The 16,983-nt window shown below is 46.4% G+C and carries 19 protein-coding genes; 15 read left to right on the plus strand and 4 right to left on the minus strand.

Features of this window, described 5'->3' with window-relative positions; genetic code table 11:
• The first annotated feature begins 53 nt into the window (after nucleotides 1–53).
• The 3 genes from E8L90_RS29235 to E8L90_RS29245 all read left to right on the plus strand — a co-directional run bounded on the left by E8L90_RS29235 (nucleotide 54) and on the right by E8L90_RS29245 (nucleotide 2,237).
• On the plus strand, nucleotides 54–629 hold the full coding sequence (locus E8L90_RS29235; protein ID WP_137033036.1) for a sigma-70 family RNA polymerase sigma factor: 576 nt from the start codon (nucleotides 54–56) through the stop codon (nucleotides 627–629).
• On the plus strand, nucleotides 619–1,683 hold the full coding sequence (locus E8L90_RS29240) for a hypothetical protein (protein ID WP_137033037.1): 1,065 nt from the start codon (nucleotides 619–621) through the stop codon (nucleotides 1,681–1,683). Before E8L90_RS29235 ends, E8L90_RS29240 begins: the two co-directional genes overlap by 11 nt.
• A gap of 182 nt (nucleotides 1,684–1,865) precedes the next feature.
• Nucleotides 1,866–2,237, plus strand: coding sequence for a hypothetical protein (locus tag E8L90_RS29245; RefSeq protein ID WP_137033039.1), 372 nt, complete (start codon nucleotides 1,866–1,868; stop codon nucleotides 2,235–2,237).
• An 87-nt stretch (nucleotides 2,238–2,324) separates the two neighbouring features.
• On the opposite strand, the gene hcp is transcribed toward E8L90_RS29245, so the two are convergent.
• A complete protein-coding gene (gene hcp / locus E8L90_RS29250; RefSeq protein ID WP_137033041.1) occupies nucleotides 2,325–3,620 on the minus strand; it encodes a hydroxylamine reductase in 1,296 nt (431 codons plus the stop codon).
• Nucleotides 3,621–3,764: 144 nt separating this feature from the next.
• On the opposite strand from hcp, the gene E8L90_RS29255 reads away from it, so the two are divergent.
• Entirely contained in the window at nucleotides 3,765–5,264 is a 1,500-nt protein-coding gene (locus tag E8L90_RS29255) for a nitrate/nitrite transporter (RefSeq protein ID WP_137033043.1), read from the plus strand.
• Between the two features lie 82 nt (nucleotides 5,265–5,346).
• Here E8L90_RS29255 and E8L90_RS29260 read toward each other — a convergent pair whose 3' ends face one another.
• Nucleotides 5,347–6,054, minus strand: coding sequence for a Crp/Fnr family transcriptional regulator (locus tag E8L90_RS29260; RefSeq protein WP_137033044.1), 708 nt, complete (start codon nucleotides 6,052–6,054; stop codon nucleotides 5,347–5,349).
• 186 nt (nucleotides 6,055–6,240) lie between these two features.
• On the opposite strand from E8L90_RS29260, the gene E8L90_RS29265 reads away from it, so the two are divergent.
• The 10 genes from E8L90_RS29265 to E8L90_RS29310 all read left to right on the plus strand — a co-directional run bounded on the left by E8L90_RS29265 (nucleotide 6,241) and on the right by E8L90_RS29310 (nucleotide 13,665).
• Nucleotides 6,241–7,281 (plus strand): hypothetical protein, encoded by a 1,041-nt coding sequence (locus E8L90_RS29265; RefSeq protein WP_137033046.1) that lies wholly within the window; start codon nucleotides 6,241–6,243, stop codon nucleotides 7,279–7,281.
• Nucleotides 7,268–9,442 carry a molybdopterin oxidoreductase family protein gene (locus E8L90_RS29270; RefSeq protein ID WP_137033048.1) on the plus strand — a complete coding sequence of 725 codons (2,175 nt, stop codon included), beginning with the start codon at nucleotides 7,268–7,270 and terminating at the stop codon, nucleotides 9,440–9,442. The genes E8L90_RS29265 and E8L90_RS29270 overlap by 14 nt, the downstream gene beginning before the upstream one ends.
• A complete protein-coding gene (locus E8L90_RS29275) occupies nucleotides 9,435–10,004 on the plus strand; it encodes a 4Fe-4S dicluster domain-containing protein (RefSeq protein ID WP_137033050.1) in 570 nt (189 codons plus the stop codon). The genes E8L90_RS29270 and E8L90_RS29275 overlap by 8 nt, the downstream gene beginning before the upstream one ends.
• Nucleotides 10,005–10,020: 16 nt before the next feature.
• A complete protein-coding gene (locus tag E8L90_RS29280; protein ID WP_137033051.1) occupies nucleotides 10,021–10,554 on the plus strand; it encodes a Rieske (2Fe-2S) protein in 534 nt (177 codons plus the stop codon).
• Nucleotides 10,538–10,741, plus strand: a complete 204-nt coding sequence (locus E8L90_RS29285; RefSeq protein WP_137033053.1) for a hypothetical protein — start codon at nucleotides 10,538–10,540, stop codon at nucleotides 10,739–10,741. The genes E8L90_RS29280 and E8L90_RS29285 overlap by 17 nt, the downstream gene beginning before the upstream one ends.
• A gap of 28 nt (nucleotides 10,742–10,769) precedes the next feature.
• Nucleotides 10,770–11,087 carry a hypothetical protein gene (locus E8L90_RS29290; RefSeq protein ID WP_137033055.1) on the plus strand — a complete coding sequence of 106 codons (318 nt, stop codon included), beginning with the start codon at nucleotides 10,770–10,772 and terminating at the stop codon, nucleotides 11,085–11,087.
• Nucleotides 11,088–11,114: 27 nt separating this feature from the next.
• A complete protein-coding gene (locus E8L90_RS29295) occupies nucleotides 11,115–11,657 on the plus strand; it encodes a hemerythrin domain-containing protein (RefSeq protein WP_137033057.1) in 543 nt (180 codons plus the stop codon).
• Between the two features lie 164 nt (nucleotides 11,658–11,821).
• On the plus strand, nucleotides 11,822–12,106 hold the full coding sequence (locus tag E8L90_RS29300; protein WP_064201426.1) for a DUF4183 domain-containing protein: 285 nt from the start codon (nucleotides 11,822–11,824) through the stop codon (nucleotides 12,104–12,106).
• 106 nt (nucleotides 12,107–12,212) lie between these two features.
• Nucleotides 12,213–12,614, plus strand: a complete 402-nt coding sequence (locus E8L90_RS31185) for a DUF4183 domain-containing protein (protein WP_137033059.1) — start codon at nucleotides 12,213–12,215, stop codon at nucleotides 12,612–12,614.
• A gap of 151 nt (nucleotides 12,615–12,765) precedes the next feature.
• Nucleotides 12,766–13,665 carry an SDR family oxidoreductase gene (locus tag E8L90_RS29310; protein ID WP_137033061.1) on the plus strand — a complete coding sequence of 300 codons (900 nt, stop codon included), beginning with the start codon at nucleotides 12,766–12,768 and terminating at the stop codon, nucleotides 13,663–13,665.
• Between the two features lie 7 nt (nucleotides 13,666–13,672).
• Here E8L90_RS29310 and E8L90_RS29315 read toward each other — a convergent pair whose 3' ends face one another.
• Nucleotides 13,673–14,272 (minus strand): undecaprenyl-diphosphatase, encoded by a 600-nt coding sequence (locus E8L90_RS29315; protein ID WP_137033063.1) that lies wholly within the window; start codon nucleotides 14,270–14,272, stop codon nucleotides 13,673–13,675.
• Between the two features lie 142 nt (nucleotides 14,273–14,414).
• Nucleotides 14,415–15,080, minus strand: a complete 666-nt coding sequence (locus E8L90_RS29320) for a hypothetical protein (protein ID WP_137033065.1) — start codon at nucleotides 15,078–15,080, stop codon at nucleotides 14,415–14,417.
• A 568-nt stretch (nucleotides 15,081–15,648) separates the two neighbouring features.
• Between E8L90_RS29320 and E8L90_RS29325 the strand changes: the two genes are divergently transcribed.
• The gene (locus E8L90_RS29325) at nucleotides 15,649–16,980 is read left to right on the plus strand and encodes an ABC transporter substrate-binding protein (RefSeq protein WP_137033067.1); all 1,332 of its coding nucleotides are present in this window, start codon (nucleotides 15,649–15,651) and stop codon (nucleotides 16,978–16,980) included.
• The last annotated feature ends 3 nt before the right edge of the window (nucleotides 16,981–16,983 follow it).

The raw sequence follows: 16,983 nt of genomic DNA on the forward strand, positions 1-16,983 counted from the left end.
TCGATCGAGAGACAATATAGGGTGTAAGCTGCTTACTCAGGAGGGCCCTCTGAATGGAAAATGAAGAGATGTACCAATTACTTATACAAATGAAAGAGGGTGATGAACAGGCATTTCATACGATGTATGATGCCACCTTTCAGGACGTCTACCGGACTGTCTCCTTTCTGATAGATCATAAGCAGGATCGGGAAGATGTCATGAATGAAATCTATATGCAAATGTGGACCTCACTTGGTAATTACGATACGAACCGTCCTTTCCAGTTTTGGCTGCATGGCCTGGTAATCCGTCAAGTGCAGAGATTTCGGGTCAAGAGCTGGAGGAGATTCCGCATTTTTGAACGCATCCGTGCCTTCTCCCACGAAGAGTCTTATTGGGATGAACATACTGCGTTGATGGATGCTACAAACCAAGTGATATCCCAGTCCATACGAAAACTGACCGACAAACAGCGGACAGTGATTATCTTTCGCTTTTATCACGACTATACTCTTGAGGAAATTGCGACCTTGCTCGATATTCCGCTGGGTACAGTCAAGTCCAGATATCATGCTGGCCTCCAGGCACTTCGAAGAAACTTAGGGAATCTGCCCCTGGAAAGGATGGTAAAGATCAATGACTATTGAACACAAAATCCGAGAACATCTGCACGAAGAGGCAGAAACGATGGAGTGCCCGCCGGCCATTTCCAAACGAATCGAACAATCCTATTCTCACTATTTGCAACGAAAAAGGAGCGAAATAACCATGAAAAAACGATTAATTGGTGGAATTGTTGCTGCTGCGATTTTGATCCCAACCGCAGCATTTGCGGCCCCTACTGTAATTGACATGCTTACTCGAGCACCAATGACTTCTGAACAAGTCAAGCTGGATGAGGCTGGGAAAGCAACACTTGAGAAGCTGTATAGCGCATTTCCCGAAACAAGATCGTTTGAGATTATCGAGGCTAGCTACCTTGGAGACCCCAATGATTCAACCAAAAAGGTCCAACTAAGCATCGTCCTGCAGGAAAAGGGAGGAACCGGCAAAAAGTTAACCCTCCATACAAACGGTATTACGGATGTGATTCAAGACCTGACTCAAGAGAATTGGGAGCCTAAGGAGAAGCCACTCATTACTTTACCCGATCAGGAAATCAAGGGGAAGGTAGATCAGCTCATTGATAAATTGTATGGCAACATCAAAGATTACGAAGTTGCCATAGAGCAAATGGAGAATCCAAATGAAAAAACATTTATCTTGAATTACACCAAGAAGGGATCAGAGGGAGAGGGTTACCAAGTATTTGTTCAGGGGAATAGAATTAGTCTTGCTCCGGTAGATTTTGAACCATCAAACAATAAAGTAGAAGGATTTTTCTCTTTTAATGGTAAGCCTGATTATACCGCTGATACCATTTTAAACGATGAAAAACTGCTAGCTTTACTAAAAATGAGCGCGACGGAGTTAAAAGAAGAACTAGCCAAAGGGAAAACGGTTGTCGAGATTGCAGCATCTAAAAATGTCTCAAGACAACAAGTGATCGATGTGATTGGAAGAACAATGGCTGAAGGACAACTTCAAGACGGAAAAAATAAAGTAACGATCAGCGATGAATTACTGAAACAAATGATAAAAGACGGTGAACAAAAAATCATACCCATAATTGAACACAAAACGGAAACAGAATGGAAGTAATAGAGAAGAGGCGGGGAACCGTCTCTTTTTTCTTACCCGTTGTGGGCACCAGCGCAAGCTCGACTATCATGAAAAATAAAGTTGTGCTTCCGCCTACGGGAAGATTCATCATGGCTACGTATACTGTAGCGTATCATACCATTTGACTTCACTCTCAAGCCAATCGAAAGGAGAGGTCGACCGTGGCAATTGGACAGACGACTCGGGTCAGTTTGCCGTACCCCTCAACATGGGATGTTTTCGCTAGCTTTGGTGGAAGACCCACCACGTTAGGCACTTTAGTAATTTCCGCTGTCTCGAATGGCAGGGTCAGTGGAACCGTTAATTTCCGAGGTACCCCGATTCCCATACAAGGAAGCTGGGATGAGAGGAGTAGGCAAATCACGATTGAATCACCTTATGCCAATTTTGTTGGTACCTTTGCTTACAAAGACGAGTTAACGTTAGGATTGCGCCATTATGTATTACGAGGAAACGTTCGAATGAAGCCCCCATCTATACGAGCAGGAGAAGTGGGAACATGGACGGCGGTCACGAATATACCGCGTGTCTGATTCAGATCTTGCTTCCATTACGAGAATGAGGCACCTTCCTGTTAGAATAAGGTGCCTCCTTTTGTGATTACGGCCACAGGTGATAGCTTATTGAGTGATTCCGAGCATTTGCTTCATATCTTCTTGAGCATCACCAATCAACTGAATATGGAACAAGTCTTGTAGTACTTGCAGAACACCGGGTTGAATGAACTCAGGCAATTTTGGGCCGATCCGTATATCTTGTATCCCTAGGCTAAACAGACCGAGCAGGATGGCAACCGCTTTTTGTTCAAACCAGGAAAGAACGATACTTACCGGCAGCTCGTTTACTTCACACTCGAAGGCATCGGCTAATGCAGCTGCAATCGTAATAGTAGAAACGGAGTTATTGCACTGTCCCAAATCGATATATCTTGGGATGTCGGTACCTGGCACGGTACCGAAATCTACATCGTTAAAACGGAATTTTCCGCAGGAGGTCGTAAGAATGACTGCTTCTGGCGGTAAGGACGTAGCCAACTCACGGTAATACTCGCCACCCTTGCCAGGAGCGTCACAACCAGCGATGACGAAGAAGCGTTTGATCTTTCCTTCCTTGACTGCCTGGATAATTTCAGGAGCGATGCCGAGAACCGTTTTATGATGATACCCGGTCGTCAATGTCAGTTCGGATTCGATAGAAGCCTCAGGAAGAGACAATGCTTTTTCAATGAGCGGCGCAAAATCGTTCTCTACAACTTTCGTCACATTTTCCAAACCGGTTATATCATACGAAAAGAAACGATCGGCGTAGCTGCCTCGAATAGGCATGACACAGTTTGTTGTAGCCAGGATAGCGCCGGGAAATTTCTCGAACAATTGACGTTGATCGTACCATGCTTTCCCGATGTTCCCTTTCAAATGAGGATATTTTTTTAACTCGGGATAGCCATGTGCAGGCAGCATTTCGGAATGCGTATATACATTGATTCCTTGTCCTTCTGTCTGTTTTAACAGCTCTTCGAGAGCAAACAGATTGTGCCCCGTAACAACGATGCATTTTCCTTCTATTTTATTTTGCGAGACTGTGATTGGCTCTGGGACTCCGAAATGATCCGTATGAGCCCGATCCAAAAGCTCCATGACTTTTAGCGCAGCTTTGCCTACTTTCATGGCCATTTGCAAATGTTCATCCAAGTTAAAATTCACATTCGTCAATGTAAAATAAAGAGCTTCCTGTGTAATCCCATCCACTTCAGGATCGATATAGCCCAGTTGTCGAGCATGTGTGGCATAAGCCGCAATTCCTTTTAAAGCAAAAATAATGGTATCCTGAATACTCGCAAGATCTTCATTCTTTCCGCAAACGCCGATGACCTTACAACCACCTGATGGAGTCTGTTCACATTGATAACAAAACATGTATAATCACTCCTTCGATTCAAGATTTCGCTTTGATTATAAGCGGGTTATCTGGAAGGAGCTGTGATTAAAATCACAACGAAACCAAACTTTGCCTCTTATCATAGGGGATGAAGAAGATTTCCCAAGTTGAGGGGTGTTGTTATGGTACGAAAATGGCAGTTGCCGCTACAGACGTTAAGTCTAACGGTCGGTTTCATGGTATGGGTCATTCTGTCGTCGCTCATGCCTTTTATCAAAGAAACCGTACACATGAGTGCAAGTGAAGTGGCGTGGGTGACAGCGATTCCTGTTCTTCTTGGATCGTTGCTAAGAATCCCAGTTGGATATTGGAGTAACCGATTTGGCGCGAGACTATTATTTAGCATCAGCTTTCTCTTGCTGCTGGCTCCTGTTTTCTATATTAGCCAGGCGACCACTTATACCGATTTGTTAATCGGCGGGTTATTTATAGGGATAGGCGGAGCGGTGTTTTCTGTTGGTGTCACATCTCTACCTAAATACTATCCGAAAGAGAAGCATGGTTCTGTAAACGGAATCTACGGTATGGGGAATATTGGTACAGCGATCACGACGTTTTCAGCGCCAGTTCTGGCTAAATCGTTTGGATGGGCAACGACTGTACAGATGTTTATGCTATTGCTTGTGGGATTCGCAGTGCTTACCTTCTTGATGGGGGATAAAAATGAACCTAAGGTAGTCACTCCTCTTGGTCAGCAGATAAAGAGTGTCTACAAAAACGAAAAGCTGTGGTTAATCAGTTTGTTCTACTTTATTACGTTTGGTTGCTTCGTCGCTTTCACCGTGTATCTCCCGAATTTTTTAGTGACCCATTTCCAACTGGATAAAGTAGATGCAGGTATGAGAACAGCAGGGTTCATTCTTTTGGCGACACTGGCAAGACCATTGGGGGGCTGGCTAGGCGATAAGTGGAACCCCTTCAAGGCATTGATGATTGTGTTTGCCGGGCTCGCTTTGTCTGGTATTGTCTTATCGTTTTCGCCATCGATTTTGATGTATACAGTAGGGTGCTTGTTGGTAGCGGCATGTGCCGGAATCGGTAACGGTGCTGTGTTCAAATTGGTGCCGATGTATTTCTCGCGACAAGCGGGGATTGTAAATGGGATCGTATCTGCTATGGGGGGATTAGGAGGATTTTTCCCGCCATTGATCCTAACGCTGCTGTTTAATCTGACCGGGCATTACGCGATCGGTTTCATGGCGTTATCGCAGTTTGCACTGGTAAGCTTGGTCTTGGTGATGTGGATGTTTTACCAAGAGAAGCTGCAGCTCGCCGCCACCATTATGGAAAAGACGGGAGAGGCGATACTGATTACCGATACACGAGGAGTCATTAAAAGTGCGAACCACGCTTTTACGAAAGTGACCGGTTATGAGATGAATGAGGTGATTGGCAAGTCTCCTAATATTTTGAAATCAGGCAGACAGAATGCCGACTTCTATCAAAAGATGTGGGACTCAATCAAGAAGAATGGCTATTGGCAAGGAGAGATCTGGAATCGACGGAAGAATGGGGATCAGTATCTCCAATGGTTAACGATCAGCGCGATTAAAGACGATGCAGGAGACGTCGAGTACTATGCGGGCATGTTCAGCGAGCTTGCGGAGCAAAGACATGGATAAAGAAGCTTGAATCACTCATAAAAAAAGTCTTGGACGGACAAGTCCAGGACTTTTTTTATGTAGAAAAGTATGTAGAGTTTGCTCACATTTGGCAAATATCAGGAGGGCAGTCATCACAATAAATCGCTTCTTTTAAATAGGCAAGGTCCTTAATCAAGATAAGCCCCTGGGGAAGTAGATCGATAGTGTCCTGTTTTTTCAGATCGGAAAGCATTCGGTTGACACTTTCTCGTGTCAGGCCAATGAATTGTGCCAAATCACGATTGGTAAGGGAAAGGTCGATGAGGATTCCTTCGGGGTGTGGCTTGCCGTACGTGTTACTCATGCGGATTAGCGTTGAATACAAGGCGCCCATTTTGCCATTGAGTAGCAAATCACGAAATTTAGACTGCATCCGCCTGTTCATCAATCCCATCCAACGCAGGAAGTCTACGCAAAATTGACCGTTTTTGATGAGCATTTTTTCTAACCCTTGTCGCGGGATGATCCATATCTCACCCTCCATCAACATGGTGCCTGTAGAGGTGTACATCAATTCCTGTTCGAAAAGCCCGGAGACGCCGACTAGCTCTCCTGCACCAAATACTTGTAGTGTCAGTTCTTTTCCATCGTTCGTGTTTTTTGTGAGCTTAATCTGGCCCGACGAAATTAAGAATAGCTGATCGGCTCTTTCACCATCCAAAAACAGAACGGCTCCAGGAACAAAATTTTTCCGAACAGAAAATGTTTCAAGGCTATTCACAAAATCGGAAGAAATCTGCTCTACAAATGTTGTGCCATTTCCGGTCATGTGGTTCCCCCTTACAACAAGGATACAAAGGTAACTCATTATATCATTCGAAATCGATGGTTTGGGAAGAGGAAATCGTCCTGATTTTGGCAGTGGTGTGAGGTAAATCACAACCTAGGTTACGAGCCGTTGCTACAATGGACTCGAGCGAAAGGAAAAAATGAGCAGCAGCAGGGAGGGTGTTGTATGAACTATCTATTTGCTTCCAAGGTGGCGAAGCGTGCTTTTATCATCATCGCTTGCTTGTTCGTCCTAAGTTACGTGGGAACACGTTTTTTCACGCATATTGATTTGGCGCTTTACGGCTATATGGTAGGGACTCTTGTCTTTATTGGAGGTTTCCTTTATCGATTTTCTGCGTGGGCAGATCGCCCGCCAACGAATGTCATTTTGAAAAAGGGGCTACGACTTCTCTTTCGTAAAAGCACGGCGAATACAACGGTGGATCATCTGGCCATCTATCGCTTTATTTGGAATCGGGGATGGTATCGCTGGACACAGCACATCTTGCTGGGATGGGGATGCATCCTGGCCGCGTTTGTCACCTTTCCGTTAGTGTTTGGCTGGATGTACTTCACGATGACGGACAATGGCTACTATCAGGTCGTGTTCATGGGTGTGGATGTTCTGACCGTACAAGCGGATGGCTGGGTTGCCTTTCTCTTTTATAACGCGTTGAACATTACTGCTTTTATGGTCATCGGTGGAGCAGTCATGGCATTGTATCGCAGATTAAAGAACATGCAGGCACGGGCTGAACAATCCTTTGTCTACGACTTTTTGCCTTTATACCTGCTGCTGTTTATCAGCGTGACAGGCTTGATGTTAACCGCAAGCAATATGTTCTTAGGGGGCTTTGGGCACCCGGTCATATCCGTCACTCATCAATTTGCAGTGATTGTAACATTGATTTATCTACCTTTTGGAAAACTGGCTCACATACCATTCCGTCCCATGAGTGTGTTTGCACGCAATTATCGCGAACACTATGGCGAACAGGAAATGAAAAAGTGCAAAGTATGCAGCAATGAGTTTGTTTCTGCCGAACAGTCGGCAGATGTAATCAACGTGCTGGGTAAAAACGAAATGGCTTTTCAAATGGAAGAAGGATTCCACTTGGCTGAACTTTGCTTGCCGTGCCGCAGAAAATACCGGATGTTCCGCTTCACAGGAGTTCCTACGCACGAGATCAATGCCAAGGAGGCAAATCAACATGCCAAAGGATAAATTTTTAAAAGTAATTGAAAACAAGATACATCCTAACGAAAAATTGGTTAGCACGCACTGCTGCTACTGCGGTATGCAATGCGGGATGAACCTGCGTGTAGATACAACGACGAACAAGATTATCGGAGTGGAGCCACGGTACGATTTCCCTGTCAATCTGGGTAAGATGTGCCCAAAAGGGGTGACGGCTTATCAGCAGGTGAATCATCCGGATCGGATACAGCTGCCGTTAATTCGAACAGATGCATCACTAAAAGGCACGGCGGAAGGCTTTCGAGAAGCGTCATGGGAAGAAGCGCTTGACTTGATCGTTTCCAAGTTCAAGGAATTGCAACACAACTATGGCAAAGATACCTTGTCTGTTTACTCTGGCGTTTCCATGACGAACGAAAAATGCTATCTCACGGGTAAGTTTGCGCGGGTTGCCTTGCAAACTCGCTATATCGACTACAATGGCCGCTTCTGTATGTCCTCCGCAGCGGCAGGATTGAATCGAAGCTTGGGGATTGACCGCGGTTCTACCATTCCCTGGACGGACATTCACCAAACAGACTGCTTGTTTTTGGCCGGATCAAACGCGGCCGAGTGTCACCCAACCAGCATGTTCCGTATTTGGGAAGTGCAAAATCGAGGCGGCTATCTGATCGTAGCCGATCCAAGGGAAACACCTTTGGCACGTCGAGCTGATATCCACCTGGATCTGCGGCCTGGGACAGATTTGGCGCTCGCAAACGGAATCGTTCATCTCCTGATCAAGAATGGGCACATAGATGAAGACTTTATTCGAAATCATACGAATGGTTTTGAAGAAACAAAAGAAGTGGTTGCTACCTTCACACCGGAGTATGTCAGCGAAATAACAGGGGTTTCGGTGGAGAAGATTGTGCGGACTGCCGACATTTTCGGGAGGGCACCCGATGCGATCGTGATGTTTTGCCGTGGTGTGGAACAGCAGTCGAAAGGGACAGACAACGTATCCGCCTATACCAACATGTCTCTCGTCACAGGCAAGATTGGCCGACCAAAATCAGGTGTGGCAACCCTCACTGGTCAAGGAAACGGTCAGGGGGGGCGGGAACACGGGCAAAAAGCCGATCAATTGCCTGGCTACCGCAAGCTCGACAATCCTGAACATGTGCGTGAAATCGCATGTGCTTGGGGTATCTCCGCGGAAGAAATGCCGCAGAAAGGTGTTTCTGCCTATGAGATGTTCCAGCTGATGAAGGATAAAACGATTCGCAGCTTATACTTACTCTGCTCCAATCCGGTTGTAAGTGCGCCAAATCTAAACCATGTTCGGGAGTCCCTGAAAAGTCTGGATTTTATGGTTTGCTGCGACTTTTACTTGTCCGAATCAGCGGAATACGCCGATGTCGTTCTTCCCGTTACGACTTGGGCAGAGGACGATGGAACGACTACCAATCTCGAAGGTCGCATCATTCGTCACCGTCAGGCACAGGATTGGTTTGCCGAATCCAAGCCTGACTGGTGGATTCAAATAGAAATCGCCAAAAGAATGGGGCGCGGACAATTCTTTACTCACTTGAAGTCTCCACAGGATATTTTCAATGAAATACGTCAGGTCTCCAAAGGCGGAGTAGCTGACTACTACGGGGTCACCTACGAGAAAATTGACCAAAACAATGGTGTTTTCTGGCCGTGCCGCGAGGAGGGCGACGAGGGACAGCCCCATTTATTCCTGGATAAAAAGTTTTATCACCCGGATGGCAAAGCCAAAATATGTGCGCTGCCGTACCGTCCGCCAGCCGAGGAGCCGGATGAAGAATATCCTTTGCGGTTAACGACGGGGCGAGTTGTGTTCCACTATTTGTCCGGGAACCAGACAAGACGAATCCCGTTTTTGACGGACATGTATCCTGATCCGCTGCTAGAGGTTCACCCAAAAACAGCGACACGCTATGGTATTGAACACGATGAGCTGGTCACTCTGAAAACGAGAAGAGGCGAGGCGCAGTACCGCGTGAAAGTGATCGAGGCGATTCGAGAGGATACGGTGTTTGTTCCGTACCATTGGGGAAAAGCGCAGTCTATCAATCTGCTGACCAACCCGGCGTTGGACCCTTACAGCAAAATGCCTGAGTTTAAAGCGTGCGCCGCGAAAATCATCAAGCACAAACATGGAGGAGTTCGCCATGGGTAAACAAGTCTTATACATCGAAATGGACAATTGCATTGGTTGTCGAAGCTGCTTGGCGGCGTGCACACAGTGTGGAGGTCACGACAACCGAAATCGAAACTACGTACTGGATGTGGACCCGTTTATCAGCAGACAAACGATTCCTCTCATGTGCTTACATTGTGTGAATCCTGCTTGTGCCCGCAGCTGTCCTGCTCAGGCGATTCAAATCGCAGATACTGGGGCCGTATTGTCAGCCCTGGTAGAAAAATGCATCGGTTGTCAAAATTGTACGATTGCCTGCCCCTATGGGATTCCTAAATTTGATGAAGAGCAGAATCTCATGTACAAGTGCGATCTATGCTACGACCGTACGAAAGAGGGAATCCCGCCGATGTGCGCTTCGGTTTGCCCGACAAACACCTTGCAGTGGATTGAGGAAGCAGAGCTGGAAGAAAAACGGGCACAGATTCCTTTGGCCAATGGCAAATGGACTGCCAGCCACGATCCGGATGTGCTGGAAGGCGAAACCAATGTGAAAATTAGCCTGCCTGGCATTCTGCAGGGCAAACAGAAGCTATTCTAGAGGGGAGATATACCTTATGGAGAACGAGAAAACCCGCCCAATTCCGTTGAAGGATGACAATTATACACATAATATCAATCGTTCCAATGAGCGTAGTCTGGATCGACGGAGTTTTATGAAAACAATGGTAGGAGCAGCCGGTCTTTTCGCGGCATCTACTCTGCCATGGGGGGCATTAGCTGCCAAGGAGCTGATGGGTTCATCCAGCAAGACGTTTCCCGCACAAAAAATCGCGAATCTCAGCGATATCAAACCCGGAGATGCGATTGAGTTTAACTATCCAGGAGAGCATGACAGCGCGTTGTTCGTGTATGTGAAGGAAAAAGAGTACAAGGCGTATCAAAATGCATGCACCCACCTGCGTTGTCCGGTATTTTGGGACCGGGATGAGAAAGAGCTGCTATGTCCTTGCCATCATGGGAAATTTGATATCGCCACAGGTAAGCCGCTCGCTGGTCCCCCGAGAAGACCGCTTCCGGAAATTGTGCTGCAAGAGAAAGATGGAGCTGTATACGCTGTAGGGGTGAAGAGATATGAAGAGCAGCTATAGAGGTGTCATCCTATTAGCATTGATCTTGTTCGCCAGCATTGTGTGCACCCAGTACACAGTCAATATGTATTTTGCACAGCGATATATGGAGGTGCTATTACTCAGCGGTGCAACAGTGGTGTTGTTCCCACTGGCATGGATGGTATTTAGAAAAGACCAGCGAGATCGAAGAGAACAAGGGAAATAATCCGGGGAAGGAAGTGTGATCAGTTGCCATGAATCCAAATAAGAGAACGATTGCCGAGCTTCACCAAGAGCTGCCTTCCTTGGTGGATAAGAAAATGGGGATACTCATTCAAGATTTGGCAGATGATGCCGAACCACACAGTCCCGCTCTCTTGGAAAGGCCACTGGCAAAATGGGAGATCACGGAGGATGAGGAGCATCTACGACTCTATTTTAATCCTTGCCAGTTTATTGCGATTCCCATCCAGAATGGACCGGTTGTTTTTTCGCAAGAGGATGACTGTATTCGAATGGTTGCTAGGGACGATCGGGGACAGCTAGCGTATCATATTTCTTTTGGTAACTAACTTCCACTAGTAGATGGAGGGATTGGAATGGGACCATCGCCTATAGGATGTATGGGGATGATGCAGGAGTTTGAAGGGAGAAGGAAGCTGTGTCCGGCTCTGGAAAAATTGAAAGACGAGCACTTATCATTGGCTGAGCAGATGAATGAGCTCGTACATCTAGCAACTAACCTGAAATCTACAGCCGATCCTACTAAAAGAAAGAAGGGCTTAACGGAGCTTCATGAGCTGGCGTCCTCGTTTCGGGCGGAACTGGAGAAACACTCCAGACGTGAGGAGGAAGACCTGTATCCCCTGATGGCTAACTATATCGAACGGGAAATGGGACCGATTGCTGCCATGGAGGAAGAGCATGATCTTATTCATGAAAGCCTGATGTCGTTCATGCGAATTGTAGAAAAGGAACAGTCTGAACCAGTTGAAATAGAAGCGGTCCACTCTCACTTGCTGAAGTCAATAGAAATCCTCATGGAACATTTCTATAAAGAAGAGAGTGTGCTGTTCCCGATGGCAGAATACGTATTGAGTGACGCAGAAAAAGAGCAGTTGCGAGTACTGTTTCAAGCTTAGAAATCATGTAGCCCTCCTACTGGTAAAAGTGGGAGGGTGATTTTGTTTTCCAATTATATTCTTTTAAGGGGAAATGTGCTTGTTTCTACTGTCATTTGTCGGTTTCAATCAGATGAAACCAATCATTTACTAGTAGGGATTAATTAGAGGAGGAGGTGTTCAATGTGCCGATTGTTAAACCGTATTTAACCTCATTGAGATTTACGTCCACCATGGGTGCTGGAACTGGTACTGGTGCAGCGTTTGCCATTGCGGCAACTGCATTTACCACTGACGCTGGCGCTGCTGCGACAGCATTTCCTGGTACGTTTGCTTTTTACAATCTCTACGTCAACGGTGTGCTTCAGGCAGGTAATACTTCCACAATCACAACGACAGCGATCACGATTCCAGATGGAAATGCCGAAAACGGTGGTACACCCGTAGTTGTAGAATTTGTCGTTAACTAAGACGAATAGGATGGTGGCCCCAGGTGGATGGAATGTGCCTGGGGTTCACTATATGTGTAAATCGGAGTGAACCGTCGAAGCACTTCGAGAAAGGACGAGTGATTTCATGAGGCGCTATGTCACACAGTCATACACCGTGAGGAGACAGTGTCTGCAAATCGTCCAGCCATTAGGTTGTCCCGGGATTTTTCCAGTAAAGCCCTCCCCCACGTGTCCTCCCTGTCCCCCATGTCCATGTACGCCTGGTATCATACGAACAGAAACCTATCAGTATACAGCAATATCAGATGGAGTCAAAAATGTGTATACCAACCGTGATGCTGTCATGCCATTCAGTACTTCCGGGATTCTGGATCCGAATGAAGTTTCGGTTGTGAATCTATTCATCAATGGAATGCTACAACCTCCCAATTTGTATGTGGTCCAGCCGGGAGTTTTGATTTTGAGTGACATTCCTGTACAAGGGGTTCCTCTTATTCTTCAGTTCATCAAAATGATTGTCTCATAAATGTTAGCTTCCATCTCGGGAAAAGGTCATGTCATACATACATGCCATTTTCCTTCCATGTTGTGCCCTTGATGGCGTACACGGCGCACATCAAGAAGGGTAGGCGAATATCATGGCGATATCGATTGAAACCGTACAGGAGGTATTTTCCATGTATCCGAGATACCCATACTACAGTTACAAAACTACTTGTGAAGAAACTCCCCTTACGTTTCCGCCTCAGCATCAGGATCGACAACCGGGGATGGAATACTTGATGGTCCCGCGACCGATTTTCGATAATCCTGACTATATCGGAAGCGGGAAGCTTCGGGGAAAGGTAGCGATTATAACGGGTGGAGATAGCGGGATCGGCCGTGCCGTAGCGGTTGCTTTTGCGAAGGAGGGGGCAGCTGTAGCGATTCCTTATTTGGATGAGCACATCGACGCCGAGGAGACCAAGCAAGTCGTTGAGTATTACGGAGGGCAATGTTTGCTGCTGCCGGGAGACTTGCGCGACGAGGCTTGGTGTCGGGAGGTAGTACGCCAGACGGTTGCCTGTTTTGGCAAAGTGGATGTGCTTGTTTTGAATCAAGGCGTACAGTTTCCACAAGAAAGCATCCTCCAGATAAGTCGCGAGCAACTGGAAGACACGTTTCGCACCAACCTGTTCCCCTTATTTTACATCACACAAGAGGCGTTGCCGCATTTGCAGCCTGGCAGTTCCATCATTAGTACGGCATCGGTTACTGCCTATGCCGGTCATCCGCAATTGGTTGATTATTCAGCAACTAAAGGGGCCATCGTCTCCTTTACCCGCTCCTTGTCCCTTCAATTGGTCAAGCAAGGCATCCGGGTGAATGCAGTTGCTCCTGGACCAATCTGGACACCGCTGCAAGTATCCAGCTATTCGGCAGAATACATCACAACTTTGGGTGTCGACACGCCGATGCGTCGCGCAGGACAGCCGTTTGAGCTGGCTCCGACCTATGTCTACCTGGCCTCGGATGATTCGGGATATGTCACGGGCCAGGTATTGCATGTCAATGGTGGAATGATGACAGAGACGTAGCGGTGAATCAAAAATCTCTCGTCTTCGATTTGGTAGGCAAGATCGCTTGCTCTCCTTTTTCATAGAAAGCAAGTAGCGTATGGACAAAACTCAATCTCGGCACGATTATATAGACGGCCAAGGCAGACCCAATGCTGATCAGGGCACCTACAATGACATCTGCTGGATAATGTACGCCTACCAAAATGCGAGAAAGCCCGACGCAAGCAGCAAGTAGCATCCAGAGTGGTCCTGTCGTCTTTCTAAAAAGCCAGTAGGTCATGCAAAAGGAAAAAAATAGGATCGTATGGTCGCTGGGAAACGAATTGTCGACTGCTTTTTGTACCAATTGATTGACATTCGCAAGCTCTGCGAATGGCTGATTATTCGCATGAAGGCTTCCAGCTACTTTCCCGAATAGCTCAGCGATGACAAACGTAAACGTCGCACAAACGACCATGATGCGATTTTCATGTTTTCTCGTAAACCAATACACCAAAGCGCTTAACGCCAGAATAAACACCGTATATTCCGCTACGCAAAAAGCCACGGGATTGAGAGCCGGATACTCTTTCCCCAAGTCATTAATCAAGCGAAAATAGTGAATGTTGATTTCCATGCCATTCATTTTGGAGATCCCCCTTTACATGTAACAGGAGAATCTTAATCGATATGAGAGAAATGGGAAATTGATTTACCTTACGAAATATTACAGGGTTGTAAGGTTGGTTCGGTAGCATCAAAAAAGAGACGGCAGAACCGTCTCTTTTTCATTGGTCAAAAGTTTTTTGTTTTTTGTTTTTACCCGCTGCTTTGGGATAAATGTCTTTTTTGACAGCCTTTAATTTTCCGGCACGATCCATGGTCACGTTGATGGTATGTTCCGGGGAAGTGTAAATGACAAGAACCTGTGTCTTGTTTTCCTGAACACTAGAGGAGTTGATCTGTGAGAACTTGTATTTTTCTGCTTGCTTTCCAAACAGAAGCTTGAGGTGCTCCTTGCCTTTTTTGATCACTTCCTCATCGCCTAAAACTTCTTTCGAAGAGGAGAGGCCGTTTTGAATATCGACGCTGATCAGCTCTCCCGTACTTGCGTTTACATGGACAACTCCGAAGTCTGGGGTAGTACCGTCCGGTGTGCTCGACAAGATCACTTCAAGGCGTTCGATAGGACTAGAAGTCGTGGCGACATTCTCTTTTACGATGGAGGTGATGTGATAGTTCTTCAGGTCAGGGATGGCCTCTTTGACGTGATTCAGAGTCGCTTTTGCTTTTTTATTCAGATTATTTATGGAAAGCTCTTCTAACTTGGTCGCAGTTACAGTTGCTTTCTCTTTGTGGGAAGAGGCTGCTGCGGCTTCGTTTGACAGAATAAGTGTGAGTGGCAAAAGGAGTGACGCTATCAGGGTGAATGCGAGTGCCTTACGCTTGGTCATTTTGATCATCCCCATTATTTGTCAGTTGGGTGTACATGAATTAATACGAAAAGAGATTCGTATAAGTAACAGTAAAAATTGTGAAAAATTTGTAACAGGACGAACAAAGGGAGAAAGTGTCGAAAAATAGTTTTGAAACTTTATTTCAAATATGACAATTCATCTTGATATTTTATTTCAAGCGTCTATAATACAAAATATGTAATCACTTACCAACGTCACACCGGAATGTAAGCGCTTAATAATTCTGCGGACTAAAGGGGTGATATCGAGTTGAATGGCGATTTGCCCGGATGAGGTGATTCGTCTACATCCTCTCCTTGCGGGGAACGATCAAAATGTTGGATACAGAAGCAGTGGAGCAGGCGATTGGTGAGCCGTTCCGCGCCATTCTGATTCCCACTTCCTCCTTAGACTACACAAACTCCTGCCTTTATCCTTTTATCCTATCAGTCAGTAAAGAGTCCAACACCTTCAAAGTATCCACATGTGACTGGAAGCACGTGAGCCGTTCGGAAATATCGTTAGCTATGCAAGTTTTCACTTATTGCAATTGGGGAGGTTTTCCATGAAAAAGAGAAGGTTTCTCTCAGTACTCGGGCTGATTGGCTTAGCCGCGGCATTGCTTATTTCGGGATGTAGCAGCCAGTCCTCCACACAGCAGGGGGACAAAGTCGAATTGTATATGGGCTACAACTCTGATCCACCCACGAAGAAAAAGATGGAAGAAATTATCTCAAAATTCGAACAATCTCATCCACACATCAAAATCAAGACGATGACGGCTCCTTATGATGACTTTTATCAAAAGCTGACCACTCAGATCGCGGCAGGGAATGCGCCTGATCTTTGGCAGAGCGACGGGACAAAAGTATTTGGTTACGCCCAACGCGGCGCGATTCTCGACATCACCGACTACGTCACGAAAGAAATCAACAAAGAAGAGCTCAACGGTTTGGAGTTCAACAAAGACTCAGATGGGAAGTATTGGGGCGTGCCGCAGGGCATCCAAGTTGGAGCGCTTTTCTACAACAAGGATTTGTTCGACAAAGCGGGCGTGTCATACCCTACGGCTGACTGGACCTGGGATGATTTGAAGGCGGCTTCCGTCAAGCTGACCCTCGATGCCAACGGGAAAAATGCAGACGATCCTTCCTTTGACAAAAAATCAGTGAAGCAGTACGGCTTCGCGTTTTTTGGTAGCTCACGCGGTGCGTTTAACATCTTGAAAGCGTATGGTGGCGGGGTATTGGACCCGACGTTGAAAAAATCGATTATCAACAGCACAGAGAACAAAAAAGCGGTCGAGTGGATGGTCGACGGCATGCAGCGCAAGCTATTCCCGAATCCGGCTGATCTAAAGGCGTTCCAAAGCAACTTCAAAGCGTTTTTGAGCGGGGCTGTGGCAATGCAGATTGATATTTACGCAGCAACAACCTCGATGAATGGTGCAGGGTTGAATTACGATGTCGCTCCTATGCCAAAAGGACCGGACGGCAAACGCTTCGCACCCGTAATCGCCAACTCATGGGTCATCAACAAAAAAGCAGAGGAAGAGAAGGTCAAGGCCGCTAAGGAATGGATTACCTACTGGACGACTTCGGATGAAGCGCAAAAAGAGTGGACAGAAGTAGGCGAAGCCATTCCGGTGAAAAAATCAGTGGCGAATTCCGAAATGTTCCTAAATCCAGCCACGAAGCCGGAAAACAAAAAAGTGTTCCTCGACACCTTGGAGTTCGCAGGCACGATTGATACCAACGCTGTCTTTACCGAGTGGGTGAAGGTGTTTACGGATAATCTGGCAGAGCTGTTCATGGATAAATACGGAACGGATGAATTCATCACGAAAACAGACGAAGGCATTCAAAAAGTTCTGGATGACTTTTTCAAGAAGCAGTAGTCA

This window comes from Brevibacillus antibioticus, assembly GCF_005217615.1.
Classification (GTDB): domain Bacteria; phylum Bacillota; class Bacilli; order Brevibacillales; family Brevibacillaceae; genus Brevibacillus; species Brevibacillus antibioticus.

Coding starts and splice junctions, on each gene's coding strand:
- hcp (WP_137033041.1), bottom strand. CDS start 3,620: ATGTTTTGTTATCAATGTGAACAGACTCCATCAGGTGGTTGTAAGGTC.
- E8L90_RS29260 (WP_137033044.1), bottom strand. CDS start 6,054: ATGACCGGAAATGGCACAACATTTGTAGAGCAGATTTCTTCCGATTTT.
- E8L90_RS29315 (WP_137033063.1), bottom strand. CDS start 14,272: ATGAATGGCATGGAAATCAACATTCACTATTTTCGCTTGATTAATGAC.
- E8L90_RS29275 (WP_137033050.1), top strand. CDS start 9,435: ATGGGTAAACAAGTCTTATACATCGAAATGGACAATTGCATTGGTTGT.
- E8L90_RS29270 (WP_137033048.1), top strand. CDS start 7,268: ATGCCAAAGGATAAATTTTTAAAAGTAATTGAAAACAAGATACATCCT.
- E8L90_RS29295 (WP_137033057.1), top strand. CDS start 11,115: ATGGGACCATCGCCTATAGGATGTATGGGGATGATGCAGGAGTTTGAA.
- E8L90_RS29320 (WP_137033065.1), bottom strand. CDS start 15,080: ATGACCAAGCGTAAGGCACTCGCATTCACCCTGATAGCGTCACTCCTT.
- E8L90_RS29255 (WP_137033043.1), top strand. CDS start 3,765: ATGGTACGAAAATGGCAGTTGCCGCTACAGACGTTAAGTCTAACGGTC.
- E8L90_RS29290 (WP_137033055.1), top strand. CDS start 10,770: ATGAATCCAAATAAGAGAACGATTGCCGAGCTTCACCAAGAGCTGCCT.
- E8L90_RS29280 (WP_137033051.1), top strand. CDS start 10,021: ATGGAGAACGAGAAAACCCGCCCAATTCCGTTGAAGGATGACAATTAT.
- E8L90_RS29325 (WP_137033067.1), top strand. CDS start 15,649: ATGAAAAAGAGAAGGTTTCTCTCAGTACTCGGGCTGATTGGCTTAGCC.
- E8L90_RS29235 (WP_137033036.1), top strand. CDS start 54: ATGGAAAATGAAGAGATGTACCAATTACTTATACAAATGAAAGAGGGT.
- E8L90_RS29310 (WP_137033061.1), top strand. CDS start 12,766: ATGTATCCGAGATACCCATACTACAGTTACAAAACTACTTGTGAAGAA.
- E8L90_RS29265 (WP_137033046.1), top strand. CDS start 6,241: ATGAACTATCTATTTGCTTCCAAGGTGGCGAAGCGTGCTTTTATCATC.
- E8L90_RS31185 (WP_137033059.1), top strand. CDS start 12,213: ATGAGGCGCTATGTCACACAGTCATACACCGTGAGGAGACAGTGTCTG.
- E8L90_RS29285 (WP_137033053.1), top strand. CDS start 10,538: ATGAAGAGCAGCTATAGAGGTGTCATCCTATTAGCATTGATCTTGTTC.
- E8L90_RS29240 (WP_137033037.1), top strand. CDS start 619: ATGACTATTGAACACAAAATCCGAGAACATCTGCACGAAGAGGCAGAA.